This window comes from Streptomyces sp. NPDC036813, from assembly GCF_055609245.1.
Genome location: NZ_JBVJPV010000001.1, coordinates 892180 through 914234 on the forward strand (window position 1 = coordinate 892180; position 22055 = coordinate 914234).

The window sequence follows — 22055 nt, forward strand, 5'->3', positions numbered from 1 at the left end:
GGACACCCGCCGAAACGGAGGCAGGATGACGTTGCCGGCGCCCCGCACTGCCCCCGGCGTGACAAGCTGTGCCTGCCCAAACCCCCGAACCCAGGAGGTCACCATGACCGCAGAACCCGTATCCCCGGAAGGTTCGGAGCCGGCCGCCCCCGAGACGTCCCCCCTGGCGCCGGACAGCGACGGCAACTACGACCTCAAGCGCAAGTTCCGCGAAGCCCTGGCGCGCAAGCGCGGTGCGCAGGCGGACGCCGCTGACACCGCCGCCAACCCCGATGCCTCGAAGGTCCGTGCGGCGCACGGACCGGCCGCGAGTCAGCGGTCGTTCAGGCGCAAGAGCGGCGGCTGAGCCGACCAGCCCCGCGGCCCGGCCGCCTGACCGGCGCCCCGCCCGCCGGCCGCACGCGAGCCCGGTGCACCGGCCCGCAACGCACGCACGCCCTGTGCGCGTTGCGGGCCGCGGCATGGCCGGCGGTCTCGCCTGTGAAAGGCGCCTGCAGTGGCCGGTGTCGTCGCCGACCGAGGGCGCGGTGCCCGGATCAGTGGTTGAACCTCAGACGCGGGGCCGCGTTGCGTGCCAGCGCGTGGGCCTGGTCGGGCCACCAGGTGCCGGCGGGCGGGTCGACGACGCCGTACTCGGGGTCGACCGTCCCACCGGTGTTGCGCGTGCAACTGCCGTCGGACTCACCGGGGATCTTGATCCACAGGTACGCGTCGACGAGGGGGACGCCGGTGTCGGCGGTGGGGCGCGGCCCGAGACCACGGCCGGGCGCGTTGCACCAGATCTCCGGATCCCCGCTGTACTTGCCTGGTTCGGGGGTCCAGGCGCCCAGCCCGTTACGGCTGGTGTCGATCACGAAGTGCCGCAGGGCCTCGGCCGGCGGGGTGCCCACGTTCCGGTCGTACCAGGCGTCGGTCCACCGCCAGGTCGTGGGGTCGGCGGAGGAGACCGCGTTGCCGGGGGCGCCGTCGTTGGGCGCGGCGGACGAGTAGTACTGGTCGGCGCACCGCTCGGCGTGGCCGCGCGCCTCCTCGGGTCCCGAGGTGGCGAACCACATGCACTTGGCGATCCAGGTGCCGTACTTCGCGTTGTGGTCGGTGGGATGGGTGTTGGACACGTTCAGTGCGAAACCGTCGCTGTAGCGGACCCCCGCGTCCAGCAGCCGCTGCGTGATCTCGCCGACGGGACGCCACTGGACGTTGCCCGCGTCGAGATAGACCGCGGTGCGCGGCCGGCCCTTCAGGGTTCTGACGGCGTAGGCGAGGTCGGCGATCCGGGCGGCCGTGAGTTCGCCGGTCGGATCCGCGGTGGGCCCGCAGTCCTCGGGGAGCAGGGCGGTGCCGTCCGGTTCGACGACGACCACCGCCTTGCTGGAGCCCAGGCCGGCGGCGAACGCGTCGATCCACTGCCGGTAAGCGGCGGAGGATGCGGCTCCGCCGCTGGAGTACTGCGTGCAGTCCCGGCCCGGAACGTCGTAGGCGACCAGGACGGGCGTCCGGTCGACGGCCCGGGCCCGGTGGACGAGCCCGCTCACCTGGGAGCGCACCTCGTCGGGCGTGCCCTTGGTGAACCACTCGGCCTGCGGCCAGCTCGCGAGCCTGGCCATGTTCGCGGCGTTCTCGATGTCGCCGTTCCCGAAGTCCACGAGCGCCTGCTGTGCCGCCTTGCTGTGCGGGTCGACGTAGAACGTCGTGGCCGGAGTGATCACGTCCCGCGTGGGGGTGGCCTGCGCCTGCGTCGCGGTGAGTGCGGCGCAGGCGGTGAGACCCGCGACGACGGCGGCCGCGCGGCGCCGTAGGCTGCGTGGATTCATGGCTGCTTCCTGGTCGTTGGGATGGTTGAAAGGGGAGCGCCCCCGCCCCGGCGGACTGCCGGTCGCCCGGGCGGGCGGCGTAAGTCCTGGATCAGTAGCCGTAGATCATCTTGTAGGCGACCTCGGGGAGGAACTGTCCGGCCGTGGAGCCGGCTCCCACCCCGCAGTTGCCGTCCGACTCGCCAGGAGTCTTGATCCACAGCAGCATCTCGGCGCCTGAGCCCGTCCGCGTGGGGGTGCCGATGCGGCGGCCCGAGGGGTTGCACCACTGTCCGTCGGAGCCGTTTCCGTTGCGGCTGGTGTCGATGACGAACGGCTTGGTGTAGCCGTAGCGGGCGCTGAGTTCGCTGTTGACGGCGTTGCCGTAGGCGGTGTTCTCCGCGGTGCTGAAGTAGTTGGAGACGTTGAGCGAGAAGCCGTGAGCCTGCCGGAGGCCGGCTTCGTGGAGGCGCCGGGCCATGGTCGCCGCGTCGACCCAGTGCGGGTTGCCGGCGTCCAGGTAGACCCAGGTGTTGGGGGCCTGGCGGTTGAACTCGGCGAGAGCGCCGCTGATCATGCCCTCGCGTTCGTCGATCTGCGCCTGGGTCATGCAGCCGTAGTCCGCGAGGGAGTCCGGTTCCAGGACGACGACGGCCGGACGGCTCGCGATCCCGCCGGCGAACTGGGCGATCCAACTGGCGTACGCGGCCGGCGAGGACGCTCCGCCCGCGGACTGCCCGCCGCAGTAGTCGCGGTGATAGATGTTGTAGGCGACGAGGACGGGGAGCTTGTCCCGGTAGTCCGCCGCCCCGACGTAGGCACCCGTGGCGGTGCCGATGGTGCCGCTCCAGGAGCCGAACCAGCGGGCCATCGGGATGTCGGCGATGGAGGCGTTGATCGCGGCGGCCCGGCCGTCGGCGGGGTTGGCGGCGACCCATCTCTTGGCGCTGGAGTCGGGATCCACGTAGAACCCGCTGGTCATGGTCGTCGGGTCGGCGGCGTGGGCGGACGGGGCGACGGTGAGCGCCAGCGGCAGAGCGCAGAGCGCTGCCACCAGCGTGCGGAGTCTCGGGCGCATGACAGTACCTCGGATTCCTGGCAGGGGTACGGGGTGGTGGGAGCGCTCCCACTGGAAGCGGTCCCAATCGTGTGGCGGCCTGCTTCAACTGTCAATAGTCGGCGCGTCAGTTGACCTGCCCCGAGGATTCCCGGGGTGGCCGTCCAAAGATCTGGAAGCGTTCCCAGTCGTGCGGTGACCGAGAGGCACCCCATCTGTGGGAGGCTCATGATTCATGACAGAAGATGCGCCGCGTCGGCAGCCGACGCTCGACGAGGTCGCCGAACACGCCGGTGTCTCCCGGTCCGTGGCCTCCCGCGCCCTCAACAACGCTCCGCATGTCAGCCGCGCCAAGCGGGAGGCGGTCGAACGGGCGGTCCGGCACCTCGGTTACGTACCCAATCCGACCGCCCGCGCCCTGGCCACCCGTCAGACGGGAGCGGCCGCCCTGGTCGTCTCCGGAGAGGATCCGTCGATCTTCGCCGACCCCTTCTTCGCCCGGGTGATCGTGGGAGCGTCGGCCGCTCTGGAGGAGGCCGACCTGCATCTGATGCTCTGTCTGGCGGCCACCGAGCGGGCGCGCAAGCGGGTGGAGGAGCTCCTTCGGTCCAAGGGCGTGGACGGCGCCATGCTGATGGCGCTGCGCGAGGACGATCCGCTGGCCCGGATGGCCGACGAAGCGCAGGTGCCCGTCGTGTTCGGTGGCCGCCCGGTGGGTCCGGCGCCCCGGTGGTACGTGGACGTCGACAACGTCGGCGGGGCGCGCGAGGCGACCGAGTACCTGCTCGCGCTCGGCCGCAGGCGCGTGGCCGCGATCTGCGGGAGGCTGGACACCGAGGCCGGGCGTGCCCGGTACCGCGGCTACCGGGACGCCGTGCTGGGTGCCGGTCTCGATCCGATGCCGCCGCAGGAGGGGGACTTCACCGAGCGCAGCGGAGCCGCCGCCATGGCCGGTCTGCTGGCGGAACACCCCCACGTGGACGCGGTGTTCGCCGCCAACGACAACATGGCGGTGGGAGCGCTGCGGACGCTGCGTGAGGCCGGCCGACGGGTCCCCGCCGACGTCGCCGTGGTCGGCTTCGACGACCTGACCGTCGCGCGGATCACCGATCCGCCGCTCACCACGGTCCATCAGCCCATAGAGGCTCTCGGGCGGGAGATGGCGCGCATGCTCGTCGCACTGGTCAACGGGCAGGATCCCACCCCGCTGATCCTCCCCACACGATTGGTCACCCGCGCCAGCGCCTGACGGCCGTGACCCGGCCCCGGCCCTCGACGATCGCGTCTGGGAGGTGCCTGGCTGCGCTTGGGTTGGGTGGCGTCTGTCCGATATCACGAACGTGGATCGGACGACTGGACAAGCAGGATCATAGGGCGGCAGTGAAGTCCGTCAACCCTTCTCACACATTCGCTCCCATCCATGAAACATTCGGACCCACTCGTTCTGGCGAACAAGCGGTCATGTGAAGCCCGTTGCTCTAGTGGTGTTGACACTGGCGCCCGTGCACCTAGCATCCGAGACACCTTGATTTTACGAATGACGTCCGAAATTTCGGACCCCGTGGTGTACTCCCTGCGAAGGAGCCCTGGTGTTCAAACGATCAAGTGGACGACTGCTCCGCCTCCTCGCGGCCTCCGCGCTGACGGTGACCGCGTCGGTGACGGCTTCCGTCTCTTCCGCCGCATCGGCCGCACCGGGCAGCCCGGCACTCACTCCGCCCCTGGGGTGGAACAGCTGGAACAGCTTCGGATGCGGGATCACCGAGGGCCAGGTGCGCCAGGCCGCCGACGCGATGGTCTCCTCGGGCATGCGGGACGCCGGCTACCGGTACGTCGTCGTCGACGACTGCTGGTTCGATCCGCAGCGTGACGCGCAGGGCGGCCTGCGGGCCAACCCGGCCAAGTTCCCCAACGGGATGAAAGCCCTCGGGGACTACATCCACAGCAAGGGACTGAAGTTCGGCATCTACCAGGCACCGGGCGAGCGCACCTGCGCGCAGGCCACGGGCTCCTATCCGGGATCCACGGGCAGCGGGGGGCACGAGGCACAGGACGCCGCGACGTTCGCCTCCTGGGGCGTCGACTACCTCAAGTACGACTGGTGCTCGCCGAACGGCACGCGCGACGAGCAGGTCGCCCGGTTCACCCGCATGCGCGACGCGCTGCGCGCCACGGGACGCCCGATCGTCTACAGCATCAATCCCAACAGCCTGCACGCCATCACCGGCGCCACCTACAACTGGGGCGAGATCGCCGACCAGTGGCGGACGACCGAGGACCTGCTCGACATCTGGCAGAACGGCAACACCAACAGCTATCCGATGGGCGTCGGCAACGTCCTCGACGTCACCGCGCCGCTGGCGGCACAGTCGGGTCCGGGGCACTGGAACGACCCCGACATGCTGGTCGTCGGACGTCCCGGCCTGACACTGACCGAGTCCCGCTCACACTTCGCCCTCTGGGCGCTGCTGGGTGCGCCGCTCATGGCCGGCAACGACATCCGCACCATGTCCCCCGACGTGAGTGCGATCCTGCGCAACCCGCGTCTGCTGGCGGTGGACCAGGACCCGCTGGGCGCGGGCGGGCGCAGGGTCCGCGACGACGGAAGCACCGAGGTGTTCGCCAAGCCCCTGTCGGACGGTTCGGTCGCGGTGGGCCTGTTCAACCGGTCGGGCGCCACCGCGACGGTCACCACGACGGCCGCGCAAGTGGGCCTGACGGGCGGCCCGTTCACCACCACGGACCTGTGGTCCGGCGCCGTGTCGAGCACGTCCGGGCAGATCTCGGCGAGCGTCCCCTCCCACGGTGTGGCCGCCTTCCGGGTGACCGGCGGAAGCCCGCTGACCGCGACCACCTCGCGTCTGCGGGGCAACGCATCCGGCCGCTGCGTGGACGTCGACAACGCCTCCACCGCCCCCGGCGCCACGGTACTGATCTGGGACTGCCACACGGCCGCCAACCAGCTGTGGACCACGTGGGCCGGCGGCGAGGTCCGCGTCTTCGGCGACAAGTGCCTGGACGCCTACGACCAGGGCACCACCAACGGCACCCGCGTCATCACCTGGCCCTGCAACGGCCAGGACAACCAGAAGTGGACCTTCGGCGCCGACGGCTCGATCCGCAACGTCCACGCCGGTCTGTGCCTCGACACCGACGGGGCGGCCACAGCCGACGGGACCCCGCTGGTCCTGTGGACGTGCAACGGCCAGGCCGACCAGAGGTGGTCCCGCGCCTGACACCCGGCGCGCACGGTGCCGGGGCCTGTGCCCTGTACGAGTGACGTCCCGCAGGCGGCATGTGCTCTGCCGTGCGCCGACGGGTTCGCGAGCTCGTCGGGACGGACGGAAGCCGCGCTCGCGAGCGCGGCTTCCCCGGCGGGCGGCTACCCCGGCAGCGTGGCCCAGCCGCCGGCCAGACCCTCGGCGACCCCTCGCCATCGTCATCCTGTCCCCGCTCGACCCCGGCGCTCACGGCCTCCCCAGGTCGCATCCGGCACGCCGACGACCGCGCCGTCGGCGGCTCGAGCGGCGAGAGACCCCCGGTTGGGCATTCTTCGGGGCTCGGCCCGGGGGCGGCGACGAACGGCTCCAGCCTTGTGGGCAGACCCGCCAGAACGCACGGGCCAGAACGCAAGGAGAGCCACCATGGCGCTGACGCTCACGATCGACCTCGACGGATGCACGGGCTGTGCCTGCTGCATGAGGTACGGCGACGTCGCCTTGGTCATCACCCAGCAGGGTTGCAGATTGCGGTCCATGGCCCGCTGGTAGACCTTGAGGTCGGTCTCCTCGATGGAGGAGTCGTGGTCGTCGGCGGCGTTGTTGACGAGGCGTCATGCGCCGACGATGCACGCAACCGGTGCTGAGCCACCGCGAACGGCCGCCGGGAAAAGTCCGGTTGGGTGATGTTGACAACGGGCCCCCAAGATCGAATCGCGTGGACGGGCGTCCACTGGCGCTCAGGTGCATTCGGCGACCGTTGCGGCCGCCCCCCGTTTCACAAGTCAGTCGACCGGCTTTTCATTGACAAGTCGTTCGACCGGTTTCTAAGCTGGTGCCGCAGACGGGAGAGCCGCGCCCGTCTGCCGAGTACCGCGAGGGCGGGGACGGGCCGGCGGTGCAGGCGGTGGACCTATGGGGATATGTCCTGCCGCTTCGAAGCATGGGGGGACCAACCGATGGCGAAGCAAGAGCGATCGGAACGCACGCTGGAGAAGCTGATCGTCGCGGCCGCCGAGCAGTTCGCGCTCCACGGCTTCGTCAAGGCGACGCTCGGCGAAGTGAGCCGGGCCGCAGGTGTCACCAAGGGGGCGCTGTTCTTCCACTTCCCGACCAAGGACGACCTCGCGGACGCCGTGCAGAAACGGGGCCAGGACATCCTGGAGACGATGCTCACGGACTTGACCTGCGCGCAGAAGTCCTGTCTGCAGATCCTCGTGGACGCCATGCACGCGTTGAGCGGAATGCTGCGCTCGGACCCCTTCATCAAGGCCGGCGTGCGGATCGCGCGGGAGCGGACGGCCGGGAGCCCGGCTCCTGTGGACTTCTACCCGCTGTGGCTGGGCCGGCTGGGGCAGTTGCTCGAAATGGCGCGCAAGGACGGCGAGTTGGCCGCCGACGTTCCCGACCTGTCCGCGCGCACCCTCGTCACCGCGGTGGTCTGCGGAGTCGAGACGCTGGCATGGATGGGCGTGTCCGAGGACGAGAGTCACCAGTGGCTCGGATGCCTGTGGGAACTGGTGCTTCCCGTCGTCGCCTCTCCGGACGCCCTTCCGCGGGTGCGGACCACGGCGCCCCCGGGCGCGTCTTCGGCTCGCAGGCGCGCCGCAAGTCACTGACGGTGCTACAACTTGCCACGGCTGCGATCCGGCGCAGGTCTCAAGGGGGAGGAAAATGCGCGCGTTGGCGGGCAAGACGGCACTGGTGACGGGTGCGAGCAGGGGGATAGGGCGGGGCATCGCGCAGCGGCTGGCACAGGACGGCGCCTTGGTGGCGGTCCACTTCCGCGCGGACGAGAGCGCGGCCGCCACGACCGTCGGGGCCATCCGGGACGGTGGCGGACAGGCGTTCGCGATTCGAGCGGACCTGGGTGCGCCCGGGGGAGTGGAGAGCCTCTACGCCCAGTTCGACGCCGGAGCCGCACGCCACGGCACGGGTCCCGGACTGGACGTCCTCGTCAACAACGCCGGGGTCAGCGGGTCCGCCCGCATCCACGAGGTGACGCCCGAGCTGTTCGACCGCATCTTCGCGGTGAACGCCAAGTCCCTGGTGTTCACGGCCCAGCAGGCGCTCGAGCGGATGCCGGACGGGGGCCGCATCGTCAACATCTCCTCGGCGGCCGCCCGCATCGCCTACCCGGAGTCCCTGGTCTACTCCATGAGCAAGGGGGCGGTCGACACCTTCACCCTGGCGCTGGCCAAGGAGGTGGGGCCGCGCCACATCACGGTGAACTCCGTCCGGCCCGGATTCATCGAGACGGACATGAACGCGCAGAAGCGCCGTACGAGTCGGGCGGCGGCGGAGCTGGCCGCGTGGTCCGTGTTCGAGCGGCTGGGGCAGCCGGCCGACGTGGCCGACATCGTCGCCTTCCTGGCGTCCGAGTCGTCGCGGTGGATCACTGGGCAGTGCATCGACGCCTCGGGTGGTTCCCGGCTGTGACGGCTCCCGCGGCGTGACCCGCGGTGCCGTCACCGCGCCGCCCGGTGCCGGGCGGTCCGGCCGGAGCCTCAGTCCACCCTCGCGCCGTCGCCGATCGCGGCCCACAGTTCGCCGGACCCCGCCGGTGCGAACCGGGCGAGGCGGCGGGCAGGGACGACCCCGGGCAGCAGCCACGTCCACATGTCCGTGACCCGGTCGTGCAGGTCCTGCCGGGCGGTGCGCACCTGTGACGTGATCTGCACTCCGGCGAACGCCCCCACGATGTAGGTCGACAGGTCGCCGATGTTCACCTCGGGCTTGACGTCGCCGGCGCCCTGGGCGTTCGCCAGCAGGTCGCGGACGGAGTCGATCCACTGGTTGTAGGGCGTCGGGTCGGGTGCCGCGAACGAGCCGAGCTCTATGACGAGCCGGATACCCGCCCGCAACCGGGTGCTGGAGCGCAGTCCGTGGGCCATGCTGTGCGTCAGGTCGATGGCTCGCTGCAGGGCGCGGAGGTCGGGATCGGCGCCCGCGGGGAGCAGTTCGAACTGTTCCGCCACCAGTTCCCTTGCCAGGGCCTCTTTCGACTGGAAGTGGAAGTACATCGCCCCCTTGGTGACACCGGAATGCCTGGCGATGTCGCTGAGGCTGGTGCTGCCGAACCCGGCCGCGTCGAACGCGGCAGCCGCGCCGTCCAGGATCGCCTGCCGTGTCGCCTCCGCGCGCTCCTGCCGTGTTCTCGTTCCCGTCGCCACAGTCGGTTCTCCTCCCCTCGCGGTGCGGATGGCGGCATTCCGCCTCTCCCGTGGTCACCGCGATCCCTCGCGCGCCCAGACTTCCTTTTCCCTTTAGCTGAAGAATACCATTCGGCTAGTATTCTCGGCGCGGAGCCCCGGATGCTCGCGGAGCCTTCGAGGCTGTATCGGTACTGGTCAGACGGTGTTTCACATCAGTTTCCAGAGCTCGGGGGGCGCAATGAATTCCCTTTTGCAAGCCGATCGTCCGTATTTCGGGGAGAGGTGTGGCCCCGGTCTGTTCGAGCAGACCGTTCCGCGGAGCCTCGTCCACCGTGCCGCCGTGTCCGAGGTGCTGCTGACCGGGTGGGAGACCGTTCACGACGATCACCGCCTCGGTGCGCAGTGGTCCCGCACCCACAGCTACTACGGAGCGGTCGACGGCCGCTGGCATGACCCGATGCTGTTTGCGGAAACGATCCGACAGGCCTGCCTGTTGTTAGCCCACGAAGCGCTCGACGTGCCCATGGGCTCCGGCTTCCTCACCGAGTCCACCGCCTTCGAGGTCGACGAGGAACAGGTACGCCTCTCCCGTCCGGCCCGCCCCGCCCATGTCGTGCTCGACATGCGCCTCAGCCACATACAGCGGCGCGCCGGGGTGGTCAGCCGCTACGGCTACGACGTCGTCGCCCACCGCGACGGTGAGCGGCTCGGCAGCGGCCGGCTGACCGGCAAGTGCACCTCGCAGGCCGTCTACCGGCGCCTGCGCGGCGACCGGATCGATGCCCGGCCGCCGCACACCACGACGGCCCCGGTCGACCCGCGGCTCGTGGGCCGCGAATGTGAGTCCGACGTCGTGCTCGGCGCCTGCGCCGACTCCGGCGCCCACCCGCTGCGGATCGTCGCCGAGCATCCGGTGCTCTTCGACCACCCGGTGGACCACGTGCCCGGCATGGTTCTCATGGAGGCGGCCCGGCAGGCGGGCCTGCTGGCCCTGGGCGCACCCCGTGGTCTCCTGGTCGCGTGCGAGGCGCAGTTCCGGCGCTACGTCGAGTTCGACCTGCCGTGTCTGGTGTCCGTGGACGAGCCGGAGCACGACGGCAGGAGACGCCACACCCTCACCGTCCGCTTCCTCCAGGACGGCTTCGAGGCCGGCACCTGCCGGGTCGCGATCCTCACCGCGGCCGGGGAGTGAGCGGCACGTGACCGGACCCACGACACACGCCGCGCACGGTACGGGCACCGTCCTGGTGGCCGGAGGCACCGGTTTCATCGGGGGCGCCGTGGTGCGTGCGCTGCTGTCGGGCGCCGATTCCGGCGCCCCGGACCTGAGGGTCCTGTCGTCCCGCGGCGCAGCGCTCGTGTCCCACGCCGACGGGGTGCGGCACATCGGCGCCGATCTCACGCGTCCGGAAACGCTGCGCGGGGTGTGCGAGGGCGTGACGACGCTGGTGCACGCCGCCTCCTACGTGGGGCGCGATCCCGACCGTTGCGAGGCGGTCAACCACCTCGGTGTGCGCGCCCTGCTCGACGAGGCCCGGCGCGCCGGAGTCGCGCGCGTCATCCACCTGAGCACCGCCTCCGTGTACGGGACCGGCCCGCACCGCGGAGCCGGCGAGGAGGAGATCACGCCCCGCCCCCTGTCCCCGGCCAGCGTGTCCCGGCTGCGCGGGGAGTCCGCAGTCCTGGACGCCGGCGGCATCGTGCTGCGGCCGCATCTGATCTACGGGGAGGGCGACCGCTGGGTGGTGCCGAGTCTGGCCCGGATGCTGACGGCGGTTCCGGACTGGCCGGCGCACACCCGGCCGCTCATCTCGCTGATCTCGCTGCGGGACCTGGGGCGCTGCGTCGCGGCGCTCGTCCGTGACCACGAGGCGGCGCGTGGCCCCGCGATCTACCACGCGGCCGATCCGCGTCCGCTGCCCTTCGGCAGGCTCCTGCTCGCCCTGCACCGTGTCCTCGGGCTGCCGCTGCCGCCCGGCGACATCTCCCCGGCCGAACACCGCGCCCGCATCGGGCAGGCGATGCCCGCGCTCTCCGACCATCAGTACGCCCTGGTCACCCAGGACCACTGGTACGACGCGCGCAGGCTGTGGGAGCGGTCCGGGCAGCGGCCCGGGCCCGTGTTCGAAGAGCAGTTCGCCGCGTGCCGGGACTGGTACGCGCGCCAGCCGGCATGACACCGTGGCCGGTGCCCCCGGCACCGGCCACGGCGCCGACGTCACGGTGCGTCGTGGAAGATCACACCGAGGACGTGCCGCCGGCCGTCGTGCACCGCGCTCACCCCGTGGCGCAGCATGTAGCGGCTCCAGCCCCGCGCCGACCGCACCGGCCGGTCGTGCACCGCGAAGATCAGCCCCTGCCCCTGGCCCGGCCGTTTCACCACGGGACGGGACTGGGCGCGCGGACGCTGCTCGACGAAGACGCTCTCACCACCGGTGAAGTCGACATCGGGACGGTCCAGCATCACCGCCACCTGCAGCGGGAATGTCAGCTCGCCGTAGACGTCCTGGTGGAGGCAGTTGTAGTCGCCCGGGCCGTAGCGCAGCAGCAGGGGGGTGGGCCGGAGCTGTCCGGCCGCGGCGCACGCCGCCGTCAGTTCGGCGTGGGTCTGCGGGAAGCGGGGCCGGTCCAGGCGTTCCGCCCACTGGTTGGCGATCCGCGCCAGCGGCGGGTAGAGCCGCGTGCGCAGCGCGGTCACCACCTCGGGCAACGGCGCGGCGAAGTAGCGGTAGCGGCCGCTTCCGAAGCGGTGGCGGCCCATGTCGACGGTGCTGCGGAACACGTCGTCCCGGTCGAAGAGCGCGCGGATCTCGCCGCAGGTCTCCGGCGACAGCAGGGGCGGGGTGACGGCGACGCCCTCGGCGTCCAGCTCCGCGCTCAGCGCCGTCCAGTCCAGCGCGTCCACGGCGGGCAGGTCGAGGGTGTCGTCGGTGTCGCCGGCGTGGGGCGCGGTGGGGATGCGGCCGTGTTCCATGCCCGGCAGGTGAGGGGTGTCGTAGCTGGTCAGGGTGTGCTCCGCGGTCGTGGATGAAGACGGGCGCCGGAGGCGGGGGATGTGCTCCGGCGCCCGCCCGTTCAGAGGGAGGGCGCGGCCGTGCGGCCGGACTCCAGGTCGAGCAGGAACCGCTTGGCCGCGACACCGCCCGCGTAGCCGGTCAGCCGGCCGCCCGAGCCGACCACCCGGTGACAGGGCAGCACCACGCACAGCGGGTTCGCGCCGAGCGCGGTGCCCACGGCCCGCGCGGCCCGCGGCCGTCCGAGCGCGGCGGCCAGCTCGGCGTAGGTGCCCGTCATCCCGTACGGGAGGATGGCGTCCAGCCGCTCCACGGTGGTGCGGCTGAACGGTGTGGCCAGGCGCAGGTCCATCCGGACGGTGAACGCGCGGCTGCGGCCTTCGAGATACGCGTCGAGCTCGCGGCCCGCCTCCTCCAGAATGCGGAGCTGGGCCGGGGTGGCGGCGTCGGCGTCCACGGCGGTGAGGCCACCGCGGGTGATCCGGTTCACCGCCTGCTCACGGTCGTCGAAGGCGCACAGCACCAGCGCGTCGTCGGTGGCCGCGAGGGTCAGCGGACCCAGCGGGGTGCGGTGCGAGGCGAGTGCGGCGGTGAGTGGGGTGGGCATGGGGACCTCTCTGTGGTGCTGCGGGGTGCGCCGGGTCAGACGGTGAGGGGCCGGCAGCTCTTGCAGGCCCGGTAACCCGCCTCGCGGGCGTCCTGCGCGGTGCGGAAGTGCACCCGGTGCCCGGGGGTGATGCGGCGTGCGTGGGCGCAGGTGGGGTGGCAGTAGATGAAGGTGGTGTCGCTGCCGAGGAACACCGCGCCGGCTCGGGACAGCTCCGCCACTCGGCGCATGTCGATGTGTTCGGCCCGGCGCAGGGCCTCACCCGCCTTCGGCAGGTACGCGGCGTCGCAGGGCGATCCGTTGTCGTGCGTGACCCGGTGGCACGGTATGAGCACGGCGACGGGATTGGCCGCCAGCGCCCGCAGGATCTCGGAGGCCGAGGGCGGGGCCTCGGCGCCGGCCTCGCGGGCGATCCAGCTCAGCGGCCGAAGCTGCCCCGCGGGGATGTTCCGCACCGCCTCCAGGACCGCGCGCTGCTGCGCGGGCAGCCCGGACAGGTCGATCGCCAGCCGGCGGGCCCGGCCGGTGCGCAGCGCGGGAATGAGCCCGGGGAGCGGTCGGCCCCCCGGGATCGCCGAGCGGCCGGTGCGCGCGCGGTGGAGTTCCTCGAAGCCGGTCGGGGTCAGGCCCGCCGAGTCCAGGCAGGCACCGGTCACGGCCCGTGGACCGGCGGCCACGAACAGACCGCCCGCGGCGGTGTCGAGGCGCACGTACGTGTCGTAGCGGTCCTCGGAGATGCCCGCACGGCGCAGCACGCGCAGCGCGAAGTCCTCCGGTGCCCCGGTTGCGAGATCCGGCAGACGCCGCGTGACCGCGTCGCCGTTGCTTTCGTTCACATCGTCACCTCCTTCAGGGCCGTCGGCTCCGGTTCGAGCAGTCGCCGCAGGCCGGCCAGCCCGCGGGAGACCTGCGCCTTCGCGGTGCCCACCGCGCAGCCCTGTACCTCGGCCACCTCTGAGTAGCTCATCCCGATCACATGGTGAAGCACGACCGGTATGCGATGGTGCTCGGGTAAGGCGGACAGCGCCGTGACCAGGCGGGAGCGGTCCTCCGCGGTCGCCGCGCGTTCCTCCGGGCCCGGGCTGTGGTCAGGCCAGACGTCCATGGTCTCCTCCACGGGCAGTCCGGCCGTGGCCGGGCGCCGTGTCCGGGTACGGACGTGATTGCGCCACACGTTCGCTGCGATGGTCATCAGCCACGCGCGGGGACGCAGCTCACGGCGCCGTGCGGGGCTGTACTCCTGCAGAGCCGTGTAGGCGCGCAGAAACGTGTCCTGGCCCAGGTCGTCCGCCTCGGCGAACGAGCCGGAGACCCGGTACAGGAACGCGTGCACCGCCCCGGCGTGCACCCGGACCAGCTCGGTGAAGCCGGATTCGAGGTGCGCCGCCAGGAGATCGGTCAGCTGCTCGGCCTTGTCGTCCATCACTGAGAGAAACACCGTCCAGGGCCAGGGGGTTGCAGACGTCGCGAAGAGGTCGTCCGTCGACGTCGGGAAGCGGTCGTCCGGGGACGCCGGGAAACGGTCGTCCGGGGACGTCGGGAACGCGTCATCGGTGGACGACCGGAGCGTCCAGCGCCGAGCTGCCGGCCAGGACCGCCTGGTACAGGCGCCGCATCCGGGGGACGGGCTCGATGCCGAGGGTGTCGCCGAGCGCCCGGCGCAGGCCGTGGAAGACGTCCCCGGCGCGTTTGCGGTCGCCGGAGCGGTACAGCGCCACCATCAGCTGGGCGTGCACGTTCTCGTGGGTGGGGTGGCGCGCGGTCAGGTCACTCAGCTCGTCGACCAGCTCACGGTGCTTGCCGAGGGCGAGGTCGGCCTCGATGCGCTGTTCCAGGACCCCTTGCCGGGTCTCCGCCAGCTCCGCCAGGTGCGGTGAGCTGAGCGGGCCGGTGCGGACGTCCGACAGGGCGGTCCCGCGCCACTGGGCGAGGGCCAGGGTGAACATCTCCGACGCGGTGCGGTGCTCCCCGGCGGCGGCGGACAGGCGCCCGCGCCGCGTCAGCTCCGCGAACCGGAACCGGTCGAAGTCGGTCGTCTCCAAGGCCAGCTGGTAGCCCTGGTTCCTGGTCAGCAGCAGACGGCTGTGGTCGCCGCGGGGGCCGCGCAGAGCCTGCCGTATGTGGAGCACGTAGGTCTGGAGCGTGGACATCGCGCTCTTCGGGGGAGTCGACCCCCACAGCTCGGTGATGCAGTCGCCGGCCCGCACCATCCGCGGTGCGTTCAGCATCAGGAAGGCGAGGAGCTGGCGCGGCTTCGGTGCGCTCGGCACCAGATTCACGCCGGAATCGGACAGTAAGAGGGGGCCGAGAACGCCCGACTTCATAAAGAATTCCTATCCCCGTGGTGTCGTAACACTTCGAACAGGCATCCTGTTTTTTCGATTCGAGGATAGGCGTGTAACGTTTTCGACGTCAAACGGAATGACGACTGATAATTAATTCGGTCAGTCGGCCGGTTCTTTTTCCGGCCGGCATTCAGGACGGTAATCTGGCGGCTATCTGATCCGCGGCCTCCGGGCCGTAGGCGCACCGGAGGCGGGCCGCCAGCCGGTCCCGGAGAAGCGGGTAGCCCTGGGCGTCGGGCGACTCGAGGGCGGCCGCCGCCAGGGCGCACCCGAGCTGCGCCGCGCGCTCGGCGCACCAGCCCCAGACGGCACCCGCCAGAAAACCGGCGCGGAACGCCTCGGCGGTCCCCGACGGATCGCCCTCCCGCGCCGCGCGCACCGCCTCGACAGCGGCCGCGGGGCGCCCGCGCCTCGCGATGGCCACCCCGCGCAGCCCGCGTGTGACGACCCAGGTGCCGACCCGGCCGAGCAGCTCCGCCTCGCCCCACCCGGTGAGTTCACGCAGGCGCGGCACGTCGAACTCGTCCGTGAACGCGTAGCGGGCCCCGTCGACGAGTTGGCGTGCCTGCCGGCCGGTGAGGCGGGACAGCCGGTCGCCGGGATCCGCGGCGAAGGGAATGCCGAGCCGTCTGCACTCCTCGGTGTGCCGCACCATGGCCTCGACGTCCCCCGCCGCCACCACCACCAGACCCAGCCCGCCGATGCGGCGTGCGGCCGGCAGCAGGGTGATGTGCCGGGACTCCGTCTGCGCGCCGTCGTACGACAGCCTGAGCCGGCCGCCCCCCGCGTCCCTGACCTCCACCGCCCGCGCCGTGTCCAGGACCTCGCTGACGCGCACGAGTTCGAGATCGACGCCGTACGACAGCAGGGAGCGGCCGTAGTCGGCGAAGTCCTTGCCGACCGCCCCGGCCAGGAGCGGGCGCAGGGCGAGACGGCCCAGTCCCACGGCGATGTTGGCGCCTGCTCCGCCGTGGCGCACCCGCAGGCTCTCGGCCCGCACCGCGGCGGCGCCGCGGCCGATCGCCGTGCCGTCGGTGAGCCGGCCCGCGACGGTGAGCACCTGGTCGGTCGCGATGGCACCGGTCACGGCTATACGCATGGTGATCAACTCCTAGGGAGCCAGGCCCGTCAGGAGGCGACGACGCGGCCCCGGACCACGAGGGTCCGGGGCCGCGTTCGCGCGGACGGTTACCGCCGGGCGGCCCGGCGCAGCGCATCGACGCGGTCGGTCCGCTCCCATGTGAAGTCGGGCAGTTCGCGGCCGAAGTGCCCGTAGGCGGCGGTCCGGGCGTAGATGGGGCGCAGCAGGTCCAGGTCGCGGATGATCGCGGCCGGGCGCAGGTCGAAGACCGCCGTCACGGCCTTCTCGATGGCGGCCTGCGGGACGGTGGCGGTACCGAAGGTCTCGACGAAGAGACCGACGGGTTCGGCCTTGCCGATGGCGTAGGCGACCTGCACCTCGCAGCGGGAGGCCAGCCCCGCGGCGACGACGTTCTTGGCGACCCAGCGCATCGCGTAGGCGGCGGAACGGTCGACCTTGGAGGGGTCCTTGCCGGAGAAGGCGCCGCCGCCGTGGCGGGCCATGCCGCCGTAGGTGTCGATGATGATCTTGCGGCCGGTCAGGCCGGCGTCGCCCATCGGGCCGCCGATCTCGAAGCGACCGGTGGGGTTGACCAGCAGCCGGTAGTCCTCGGTCTCCAGCTTGAGGCCTTCCTGGGCCAGTTCGTCCAGGACGTGCTCGACGACATGCTCGCGCACATCGGGGGTGAGCAGGGCGTCCAGGTCGATGTCACTGGCGTGCTGCGAGGAGACGACGACGGTGTCCAGGCGTTTGGGCTTGCTGCCCAGGTACTCGACGGTGACCTGGGTCTTGCCGTCCGGCCGCAGGTAGGGCACGGTCCCGTCGCGCCGCACCTCCGACAGGCGCCGCGACAGGCGGTGAGCCAGGTGGATGGGCAGCGGCATGAGGCTGGGCGTCTCGTCGCAGGCGTAACCGAACATCAGACCCTGGTCGCCGGCGCCCTGAAGCGCCAGCCGGTCCTCCTCCGCCCGCGAGGAGCCGTCCACCCGCTGCTCGTAGGCGGTGTCGACGCCCTGGGCGATGTCGGGGGACTGGGCCCCGATGGAAACGGAGACGCCGCAGGAGGCGCCGTCGAAGCCCTTGGCGGAGGAGTCGTACCCGATCTCCAGGACGGCTTCGCGCACGAGGGCGGGGATGTCGGCGTACGCGCTGGTGGTGACCTCGCCCGCGACATGGACCTGACCGGTGGTGATCAGGGTCTCCACCGCGACGCGGGCCGTGGGGTCCTGGGCGAGGAGGGCGTCGAGGATCGTGTCGCTGATACGGTCGGCGATCTTGTCGGGATGGCCTTCGGTGACCGATTCCGAGGTGAAGAGCCGGGCAGACATGAGAACTCCTGGGTGTCGGGACGACGGGGCGTGGATCAGGGGTTGCGGTGACGTTCCAGGGCGTGGTCCACCAGGGAGGCGGCCGCGCCCGTGTACGTGGCGGGATCGAGCAGATCCGCCAGTTCCACGGGGCCCAATGAGGGCCCGACGAGCGGGTGTTCGGACAGGACGTCGGCCAGGGGCCGCCCGGTGCGAGCGGCCGTCTCGGCCGACTCGGACAGCAGCCGCTTCGCCGTGGCCTTGCCGAACTCGGGCGCCAGGACCGCGACGATCCGCTCGGACGACATCAGGGCGCCGGTCGCCGCCGCGTTGGCCCGCATCCGCTCCGCGTGGACGACGAGCCCCTCGCACAGCTCGACGGCGGTGTGCGAGGCGCCGCCCGCCAGCCGCAGACACTCACGCAGCAGCAGCCATTCGGCGTGCCAGACACCGCCCGAGCGCTCGTCCTCGGTCACCAGGCACTGCGTCAGCGCGCCCGCAAGCGCGGGAACCTGGAGCGCGGCCGAGCGGATCAGGGTGGTCAGCACCGGATTGCGTTTGTGCGGCATGGCCGAGGAGGCTCCGCGCCCGGCCACGGGCGGCTCGGCGACCTCACCGACCTCGGTACGGCCCATCGACTGCACGTCCACGGCGATCTTTCCCAGCGCCCCGGTCACGAAGGCCGCGGCCGCGGCCGCGTCGGCGACGGGGGAGCGCAACGCGTGCCAGGGCAGCGGGGCCTCGGCCAGCCCCGTCTCGGCCGCGAACGCCTTCGACAGCGCCGCCGCGTCCGCAGCCGGCGCGCCGTCCACCGCCGAGTACTCCAGATAGCCGGCCAGGGTGCCCGCCGCACCGCCGAGCGAGACCGGCAGCCGGCCGTCGAGCAGCCGGCCGACGCGGTCGGCCGCCTCGCGCACCAGCAGCCCCCAGCCCGCCGCCTTCAGCCCGAAGGTGATCGGAACGGCGTGCAGGGTCAGCGTCCGTCCGGCCATCAGGGTGTCCCGGTGCCGCGCCGCCAGCCGGTCCAGTGCCGCCGCGGTGCGCAGCAGGTCGGCGTGCACCAGGCGCAGCGCCCGGTCGCAGACCAGCATGGCGCCCGTGTCGAAGATGTCCTGACTGGTCGAACCGCGGTGCACGTAGTCGGCCGCCTCCGGGTTCTCCTCGGCGACGACCGCGGTGAAGGCGCGGACCAGGCCCACCACCGGGTTGGCGCTCTCCCGGGCGGCGACGGCGAGCCGGCGCAGGTCGATCCGCTCGGCGCGGGCGGCCCGGGTGATCGCCGTGGCGGCCCACGCCGGCAGTGTGCCGAGCCCGGCCTGGGCGCGCGCCAGCGCCGCCTCCGCGTCCAGCATCGCCTGGAGCCAGGCCTCGTCACCGACCGCCCGCTCCACCGGGGTGCCCGCCCGCACCGGGGAGAGCAGCCCGGAGTCCAGTCCCGCCGGGTGCGCCGTCACGCGGGTGCCTCCGTCAGCGTCCTGCCCGAACGCCCCGGAGAGGCGTCCGCTGCGGCGGGGGCGAGGGCCAGTACCGCCCGCGCGATGGCGTCGGAGTCGCCCAGGGTCACCGAGTTCACCCCGGGCCTGATGCCGGCCGCGGTCACCCAGTGCACCGCCTCCGTCGGCACCCCGTACGCGAAGCGCCGTGGATGGCTGCGGCCGTAGGCGTCGACCAGGTGGTACGGGCGCTCGGTGACCTCGAGCCCGCCCGTCTCGTAACTCGTGCCGCACGCCCCGGGGATACGGAACGGACGGCACTGCCCGGTGGACAGCAGCCCGCGCAGCAGCGGATCGGCGGTCCGGCGCACGTCAGGCTCCGGCAGGCGCGCCTCCACCAGCACCCGGGCGCGCACCGGGGCGCCCCCCACGCCGTCCGACTCGGCGACGAACGCTCCCGCCGTGCCGTCGATGCGCACCCGCATGCCCGGGCCGATCAGGTCCAGGACACCCGCCTCGAGCAGCGCGATCAGCTCCTCGACGCGTGAGGAGGGCGGCCCGATCGACAGGAAGGCGTTGAGCGGGGTGTACCAGCCCTCCACCTCGTCCCGGTAGGAGGTGCCGTCCAGGCCGCCGTGGTCGAGGGCGAGCCGTACCTCGTTGCGCAGGTCGCGCAGCACGTCCAGTGCAGCCTTGAGAGGCCCGCTCACGTTGCCCGCCCGGGCCTCGCGCACGTCCTGGCGCAGATGCTCCAGCATCCAGCGGCGGAACTCCGCCCGGTCGGCGAACTCCCCGTCACCGTGCGGCCGGAAGATCCGGTCCCAGTCCCACCGCTCGTCGCGCGGGATGCGGTACGCGTCGAGCAACTCCTCGGTGTGGGCGGAACCCTCGGGCAGCGAGACGAACCGCTCCACGAACTCCTCGCGTTCGGCCTCCCGGCCCCGGGCGCTCAGCAGCGTCCCGTAGAAGACGCTCTCCACCTCCCGGGCGATCAGGGGCCACAGGTCGGTGCCGAAGTACACCCGCTCACCGTCCACCGCCCGCTCCCGCAGCGCCGCGACCACCTCCTCCGTCAGCACGCGCGGCTCGTGACGGCCGTGTGCGCCCTTCTCGTTGGCGCCGCGCGCGTGGTAGGGGATGCCGCGCCGGGAGCCCGCGACGATGCGAGGCTCGCGGCCGGAGGGGCGGTAGACGAGACGTTCGCCGACGCGGTCGAAGCGGCCGCCGCGCCCCACGGTGAGCAGGGCCATGTGGTCGAAGAAGTTCAGTCCGAGGCCGCGCAGCAGCACGGTCTCACCGGACCGCACGTTCGACAGGTCCAGGTCCGCCGGGTTGGCCGGCAGGACGTGCAGCAGCCCGTGGGCCCGCGCGCGCTGCGAGAGCAGGCGCTGGGCGGAGGAGACGGAGGTCGGCACGTGTCCCTGGGAGAGGACGACCGCGTCGAGGCCGTCGAGGACCTTCCCGTCGGACAGCACGACCTGCTGCGCGCCGTCCTCGGGCCGTTCCCGCAGGGCGACGGCCCGGGCCTGGTGCACCCGCACCCGTACGTGCGGCGGGGCGTGGGACACCACCCGGGCGAAGACGTCCTCCAGGTAACGGCCGTAGAAGGCACGGGACGGGTAGTCGTCGGGGCCGAGCCGGTGCGCCTCGGCGAGCACGGCCTCGTCGTACAGCGGCGCCGCCGGCCCGTCGCCGAGTGTGCGCGCCCACTCGTACAGGCTGGGGCCCGGCTCTACGGGGCCGTCCATCTCCACGCTGGCGTCGGTGAACACGGTCACCTGTGAGGCGACGGTGTTCATCAGCAGCACACGCGCCTGTCCGGTGCGCCACACCCGTCCGGCTCCGGGACGGTAGGGGTCGACGACGTGCACGGTGACCGCCCGGTGAGCGGGCGCGGAGCGTTCGTTGGCGCACAGCCGCTCCAGGACCGACAGACCGCGCGGTCCCGCACCGACGAGGCACAGGTCGAGGTCACCGCTGGGCATAGGGATACTCCATGGGTGTCAGGGGAGGGCCGGGACGCGGGGACTGCCTCATGCCGGTGCGGCGATCAGCAGACTCGTCTCGAGGGCGAGGGAGTGCACGCTCTCCAGGCGCAGGCCCGCGGCGCCCAGGACGGAGCGGTATCCGTCGAGGGTGCGCTCGCGGCCGCCCGCGGCCATCAGCAGGTGCAGGTCCCACAGGAGCGGCAGCACGGGCGCCGTGCCGTCGGTGGCGACGATCCTCTCCAGCACCAGCAGCCGCCCCGTGTCCGCCATGGCCTCGCGGATGTTGGCGAGCAGCGTCACGCACCGTTCGTCGTCCCAGTCCTGGAGCACCCGGGACAACAGGTACACGTCGTGGCCGGCGGGAACCTTGTCGAAGACGTCGCCCGCGACCGTCTCGTAGCGGTGGGCGTCGACGGTGGCGCTCAGGTGCCGCTCGGCCACCGGCAGCATGTGCGGCAGGTCGAAGACGGTCCCCGTCAGGTGCGGGTGGGCCTGGAGCACGGCCGACAGCAGCAGGCCGCTGCCGCCCGCCACGTCGACCACGGTGTGCGCCCTCGTGAAGTCGAAGGCCGCCGCGGCCTCGGGGAAGAACACGTTGCCGGCGTTCATGGCGCGCAGGAACCGCGGCCCCGCGTCGGGCTCGTCACGCAGATGGGCATGCAGCGAGGTGCCGAAGGCGTGCTCGAAGCCGGAGGTCCCGGTGCGGATCGCGGGTACCACCGCACCCCAGGCGCGGTGGAACTCCTCCCCGTACAGCAGCACCATGTCGCGCATGGACTGTTCGCCGTCGGCGACGAGGAGCGCGCCCACGTCGGTGAGACCGTAGCCACCCTCCTCGTCGCCGCTGAACACGCCGAGCGCCGCGAGCAGCCGCAGCAGCCGCGCGAGGCCGTCCTCGCTGGCGCCCGTGCGCTCGGCCAGCGCCGGGACGGTGCGGTGTCCGGCGGCGATGTGGTCGGGCAGGGACAGCGCGGCCGCCGCGTGCAGGGCCTGGGCCCGCCAGGTGCCGGTGATCAGATCGACCACCTGACGTGCCGCCGTCGTCTCGGTACCGGGCATG

General features: G+C 72.1%; 20 protein-coding genes. 7 read left to right on the plus strand and 13 right to left on the minus strand.

All coding sequences use genetic code 11. The features are described from left to right. Positions 1-103 precede the first annotated feature (103 nt). Positions 104-346, plus strand: coding sequence for a DUF5302 domain-containing protein (locus ACZ67Q_RS03870; RefSeq protein ID WP_471175842.1), 243 nt, complete (start codon positions 104-106; stop codon positions 344-346). Between the two features lie 190 nt (positions 347-536). Here ACZ67Q_RS03870 and ACZ67Q_RS03875 read toward each other — a convergent pair whose 3' ends face one another. After that, entirely contained in the window at positions 537-1811 is a 1275-nt protein-coding gene (locus ACZ67Q_RS03875; RefSeq protein WP_471175844.1) for a glycoside hydrolase family 6 protein, read from the minus strand. A gap of 91 nt (positions 1812-1902) precedes the next feature. Further along, positions 1903-2868: a glycoside hydrolase family 6 protein gene (locus ACZ67Q_RS03880; protein ID WP_471175847.1), complete on the minus strand. Its 966-nt coding sequence runs from the start codon at positions 2866-2868 to the stop codon at positions 1903-1905. A gap of 214 nt (positions 2869-3082) precedes the next feature. Between ACZ67Q_RS03880 and ACZ67Q_RS03885 the strand changes: the two genes are divergently transcribed. From ACZ67Q_RS03885 to ACZ67Q_RS03900, 4 genes are all read left to right on the plus strand, one after another. Beyond that, positions 3083-4096 carry a LacI family DNA-binding transcriptional regulator gene (locus ACZ67Q_RS03885; RefSeq protein WP_471175850.1) on the plus strand — a complete coding sequence of 338 codons (1014 nt, stop codon included), beginning with the start codon at positions 3083-3085 and terminating at the stop codon, positions 4094-4096. A gap of 340 nt (positions 4097-4436) precedes the next feature. Beyond that, positions 4437-6083 (plus strand): glycoside hydrolase family 27 protein, encoded by a 1647-nt coding sequence (locus tag ACZ67Q_RS03890; protein ID WP_471175853.1) that lies wholly within the window; start codon positions 4437-4439, stop codon positions 6081-6083. A 941-nt stretch (positions 6084-7024) separates the two neighbouring features. Then, a complete protein-coding gene (locus ACZ67Q_RS03895) occupies positions 7025-7684 on the plus strand; it encodes a ScbR family autoregulator-binding transcription factor (RefSeq protein ID WP_471175856.1) in 660 nt (219 codons plus the stop codon). A gap of 55 nt (positions 7685-7739) precedes the next feature. Beyond that, the gene (locus ACZ67Q_RS03900) at positions 7740-8504 is read left to right on the plus strand and encodes an SDR family oxidoreductase (RefSeq protein WP_471175858.1); all 765 of its coding nucleotides are present in this window, start codon (positions 7740-7742) and stop codon (positions 8502-8504) included. 68 nt (positions 8505-8572) lie between these two features. Here ACZ67Q_RS03900 and ACZ67Q_RS03905 read toward each other — a convergent pair whose 3' ends face one another. Continuing rightward, positions 8573-9238: a ScbR family autoregulator-binding transcription factor gene (locus ACZ67Q_RS03905; protein ID WP_471175861.1), complete on the minus strand. Its 666-nt coding sequence runs from the start codon at positions 9236-9238 to the stop codon at positions 8573-8575. A 220-nt stretch (positions 9239-9458) separates the two neighbouring features. Here ACZ67Q_RS03905 and ACZ67Q_RS03910 point away from each other — a divergent pair, with 220 nt between their 5' ends. Beyond that, positions 9459-10412: a ScbA/BarX family gamma-butyrolactone biosynthesis protein gene (locus tag ACZ67Q_RS03910; protein ID WP_471175863.1), complete on the plus strand. Its 954-nt coding sequence runs from the start codon at positions 9459-9461 to the stop codon at positions 10410-10412. Positions 10413-10419: 7 nt separating this feature from the next. After that, positions 10420-11397 (plus strand): NAD-dependent epimerase/dehydratase family protein, encoded by a 978-nt coding sequence (locus ACZ67Q_RS03915; RefSeq protein WP_471175865.1) that lies wholly within the window; start codon positions 10420-10422, stop codon positions 11395-11397. Positions 11398-11438: 41 nt separating this feature from the next. Here the strand turns inward: ACZ67Q_RS03915 and ACZ67Q_RS03920 are convergent, their stop codons facing one another. The 10 genes from ACZ67Q_RS03920 to ACZ67Q_RS03965 all read right to left on the minus strand — a co-directional run bounded on the left by ACZ67Q_RS03920 (position 11439) and on the right by ACZ67Q_RS03965 (position 22054). Continuing rightward, positions 11439-12194 carry a 2OG-Fe(II) oxygenase gene (locus ACZ67Q_RS03920; protein WP_471175868.1) on the minus strand — a complete coding sequence of 252 codons (756 nt, stop codon included), beginning with the start codon at positions 12192-12194 and terminating at the stop codon, positions 11439-11441. 101 nt (positions 12195-12295) lie between these two features. After that, positions 12296-12841, minus strand: a complete 546-nt coding sequence (locus ACZ67Q_RS03925) for a methylated-DNA--[protein]-cysteine S-methyltransferase (RefSeq protein WP_471175870.1) — start codon at positions 12839-12841, stop codon at positions 12296-12298. A 35-nt stretch (positions 12842-12876) separates the two neighbouring features. Next, entirely contained in the window at positions 12877-13677 is an 801-nt protein-coding gene (locus ACZ67Q_RS03930; RefSeq protein ID WP_471175872.1) for an MGMT family protein, read from the minus strand. Beyond that, positions 13674-14264, minus strand: coding sequence for an RNA polymerase sigma factor (locus tag ACZ67Q_RS03935; RefSeq protein WP_471175875.1), 591 nt, complete (start codon positions 14262-14264; stop codon positions 13674-13676). Before ACZ67Q_RS03935 ends, ACZ67Q_RS03930 begins: the two co-directional genes overlap by 4 nt. A 124-nt stretch (positions 14265-14388) precedes the next feature. Further along, positions 14389-15120: an AfsR/SARP family transcriptional regulator gene (locus ACZ67Q_RS03940; protein ID WP_471175878.1), complete on the minus strand. Its 732-nt coding sequence runs from the start codon at positions 15118-15120 to the stop codon at positions 14389-14391. A 196-nt stretch (positions 15121-15316) separates the two neighbouring features. Continuing rightward, complete coding sequence (locus ACZ67Q_RS03945) at positions 15317-16285, minus strand: PfkB family carbohydrate kinase (RefSeq protein ID WP_471175881.1); 969 nt, start codon at positions 16283-16285, stop codon at positions 15317-15319. Between the two features lie 89 nt (positions 16286-16374). Further along, the gene (gene metK / locus ACZ67Q_RS03950; RefSeq protein ID WP_471175884.1) at positions 16375-17595 is read right to left on the minus strand and encodes a methionine adenosyltransferase; all 1221 of its coding nucleotides are present in this window, start codon (positions 17593-17595) and stop codon (positions 16375-16377) included. A 35-nt stretch (positions 17596-17630) separates the two neighbouring features. Beyond that, entirely contained in the window at positions 17631-19028 is a 1398-nt protein-coding gene (locus ACZ67Q_RS03955) for a nitrosuccinate lyase (protein WP_471175887.1), read from the minus strand. Then, positions 19025-20992, minus strand: coding sequence for an FAD/NAD(P)-binding protein (locus ACZ67Q_RS03960; protein ID WP_471175889.1), 1968 nt, complete (start codon positions 20990-20992; stop codon positions 19025-19027). Before ACZ67Q_RS03960 ends, ACZ67Q_RS03955 begins: the two co-directional genes overlap by 4 nt. Before the next feature lie 48 nt (positions 20993-21040). Continuing rightward, a complete protein-coding gene (locus tag ACZ67Q_RS03965) occupies positions 21041-22054 on the minus strand; it encodes a methyltransferase (RefSeq protein ID WP_471175892.1) in 1014 nt (337 codons plus the stop codon). Position 22055: the final 1 nt, after the last annotated feature.

What these genes read in the sequence shown, in the direction of transcription:
- ACZ67Q_RS03870 (WP_471175842.1), top strand. Translation starts at nt 104, where the DNA reads ATGACCGCAGAACCCGTATCCCCGGAAGGTTCGGAGCCGGCCGCCCCC.
- ACZ67Q_RS03875 (WP_471175844.1), bottom strand. Translation starts at nt 1,811, where the DNA reads ATGAATCCACGCAGCCTACGGCGCCGCGCGGCCGCCGTCGTCGCGGGT.
- ACZ67Q_RS03880 (WP_471175847.1), bottom strand. Translation starts at nt 2,868, where the DNA reads ATGCGCCCGAGACTCCGCACGCTGGTGGCAGCGCTCTGCGCTCTGCCG.
- ACZ67Q_RS03885 (WP_471175850.1), top strand. Translation starts at nt 3,083, where the DNA reads ATGACAGAAGATGCGCCGCGTCGGCAGCCGACGCTCGACGAGGTCGCC.
- ACZ67Q_RS03895 (WP_471175856.1), top strand. Translation starts at nt 7,025, where the DNA reads ATGGCGAAGCAAGAGCGATCGGAACGCACGCTGGAGAAGCTGATCGTC.
- ACZ67Q_RS03900 (WP_471175858.1), top strand. Translation starts at nt 7,740, where the DNA reads ATGCGCGCGTTGGCGGGCAAGACGGCACTGGTGACGGGTGCGAGCAGG.
- ACZ67Q_RS03910 (WP_471175863.1), top strand. Translation starts at nt 9,459, where the DNA reads ATGAATTCCCTTTTGCAAGCCGATCGTCCGTATTTCGGGGAGAGGTGT.
- ACZ67Q_RS03920 (WP_471175868.1), bottom strand. Translation starts at nt 12,194, where the DNA reads ATGGAACACGGCCGCATCCCCACCGCGCCCCACGCCGGCGACACCGAC.
- ACZ67Q_RS03925 (WP_471175870.1), bottom strand. Translation starts at nt 12,841, where the DNA reads ATGCCCACCCCACTCACCGCCGCACTCGCCTCGCACCGCACCCCGCTG.
- ACZ67Q_RS03935 (WP_471175875.1), bottom strand. Translation starts at nt 14,264, where the DNA reads ATGGACGACAAGGCCGAGCAGCTGACCGATCTCCTGGCGGCGCACCTC.
- ACZ67Q_RS03945 (WP_471175881.1), bottom strand. Translation starts at nt 16,285, where the DNA reads ATGCGTATAGCCGTGACCGGTGCCATCGCGACCGACCAGGTGCTCACC.
- metK (WP_471175884.1), bottom strand. Translation starts at nt 17,595, where the DNA reads ATGTCTGCCCGGCTCTTCACCTCGGAATCGGTCACCGAAGGCCATCCC.
- ACZ67Q_RS03960 (WP_471175889.1), bottom strand. Translation starts at nt 20,992, where the DNA reads ATGCCCAGCGGTGACCTCGACCTGTGCCTCGTCGGTGCGGGACCGCGC.
- ACZ67Q_RS03965 (WP_471175892.1), bottom strand. Translation starts at nt 22,054, where the DNA reads ATGCCCGGTACCGAGACGACGGCGGCACGTCAGGTGGTCGATCTGATC.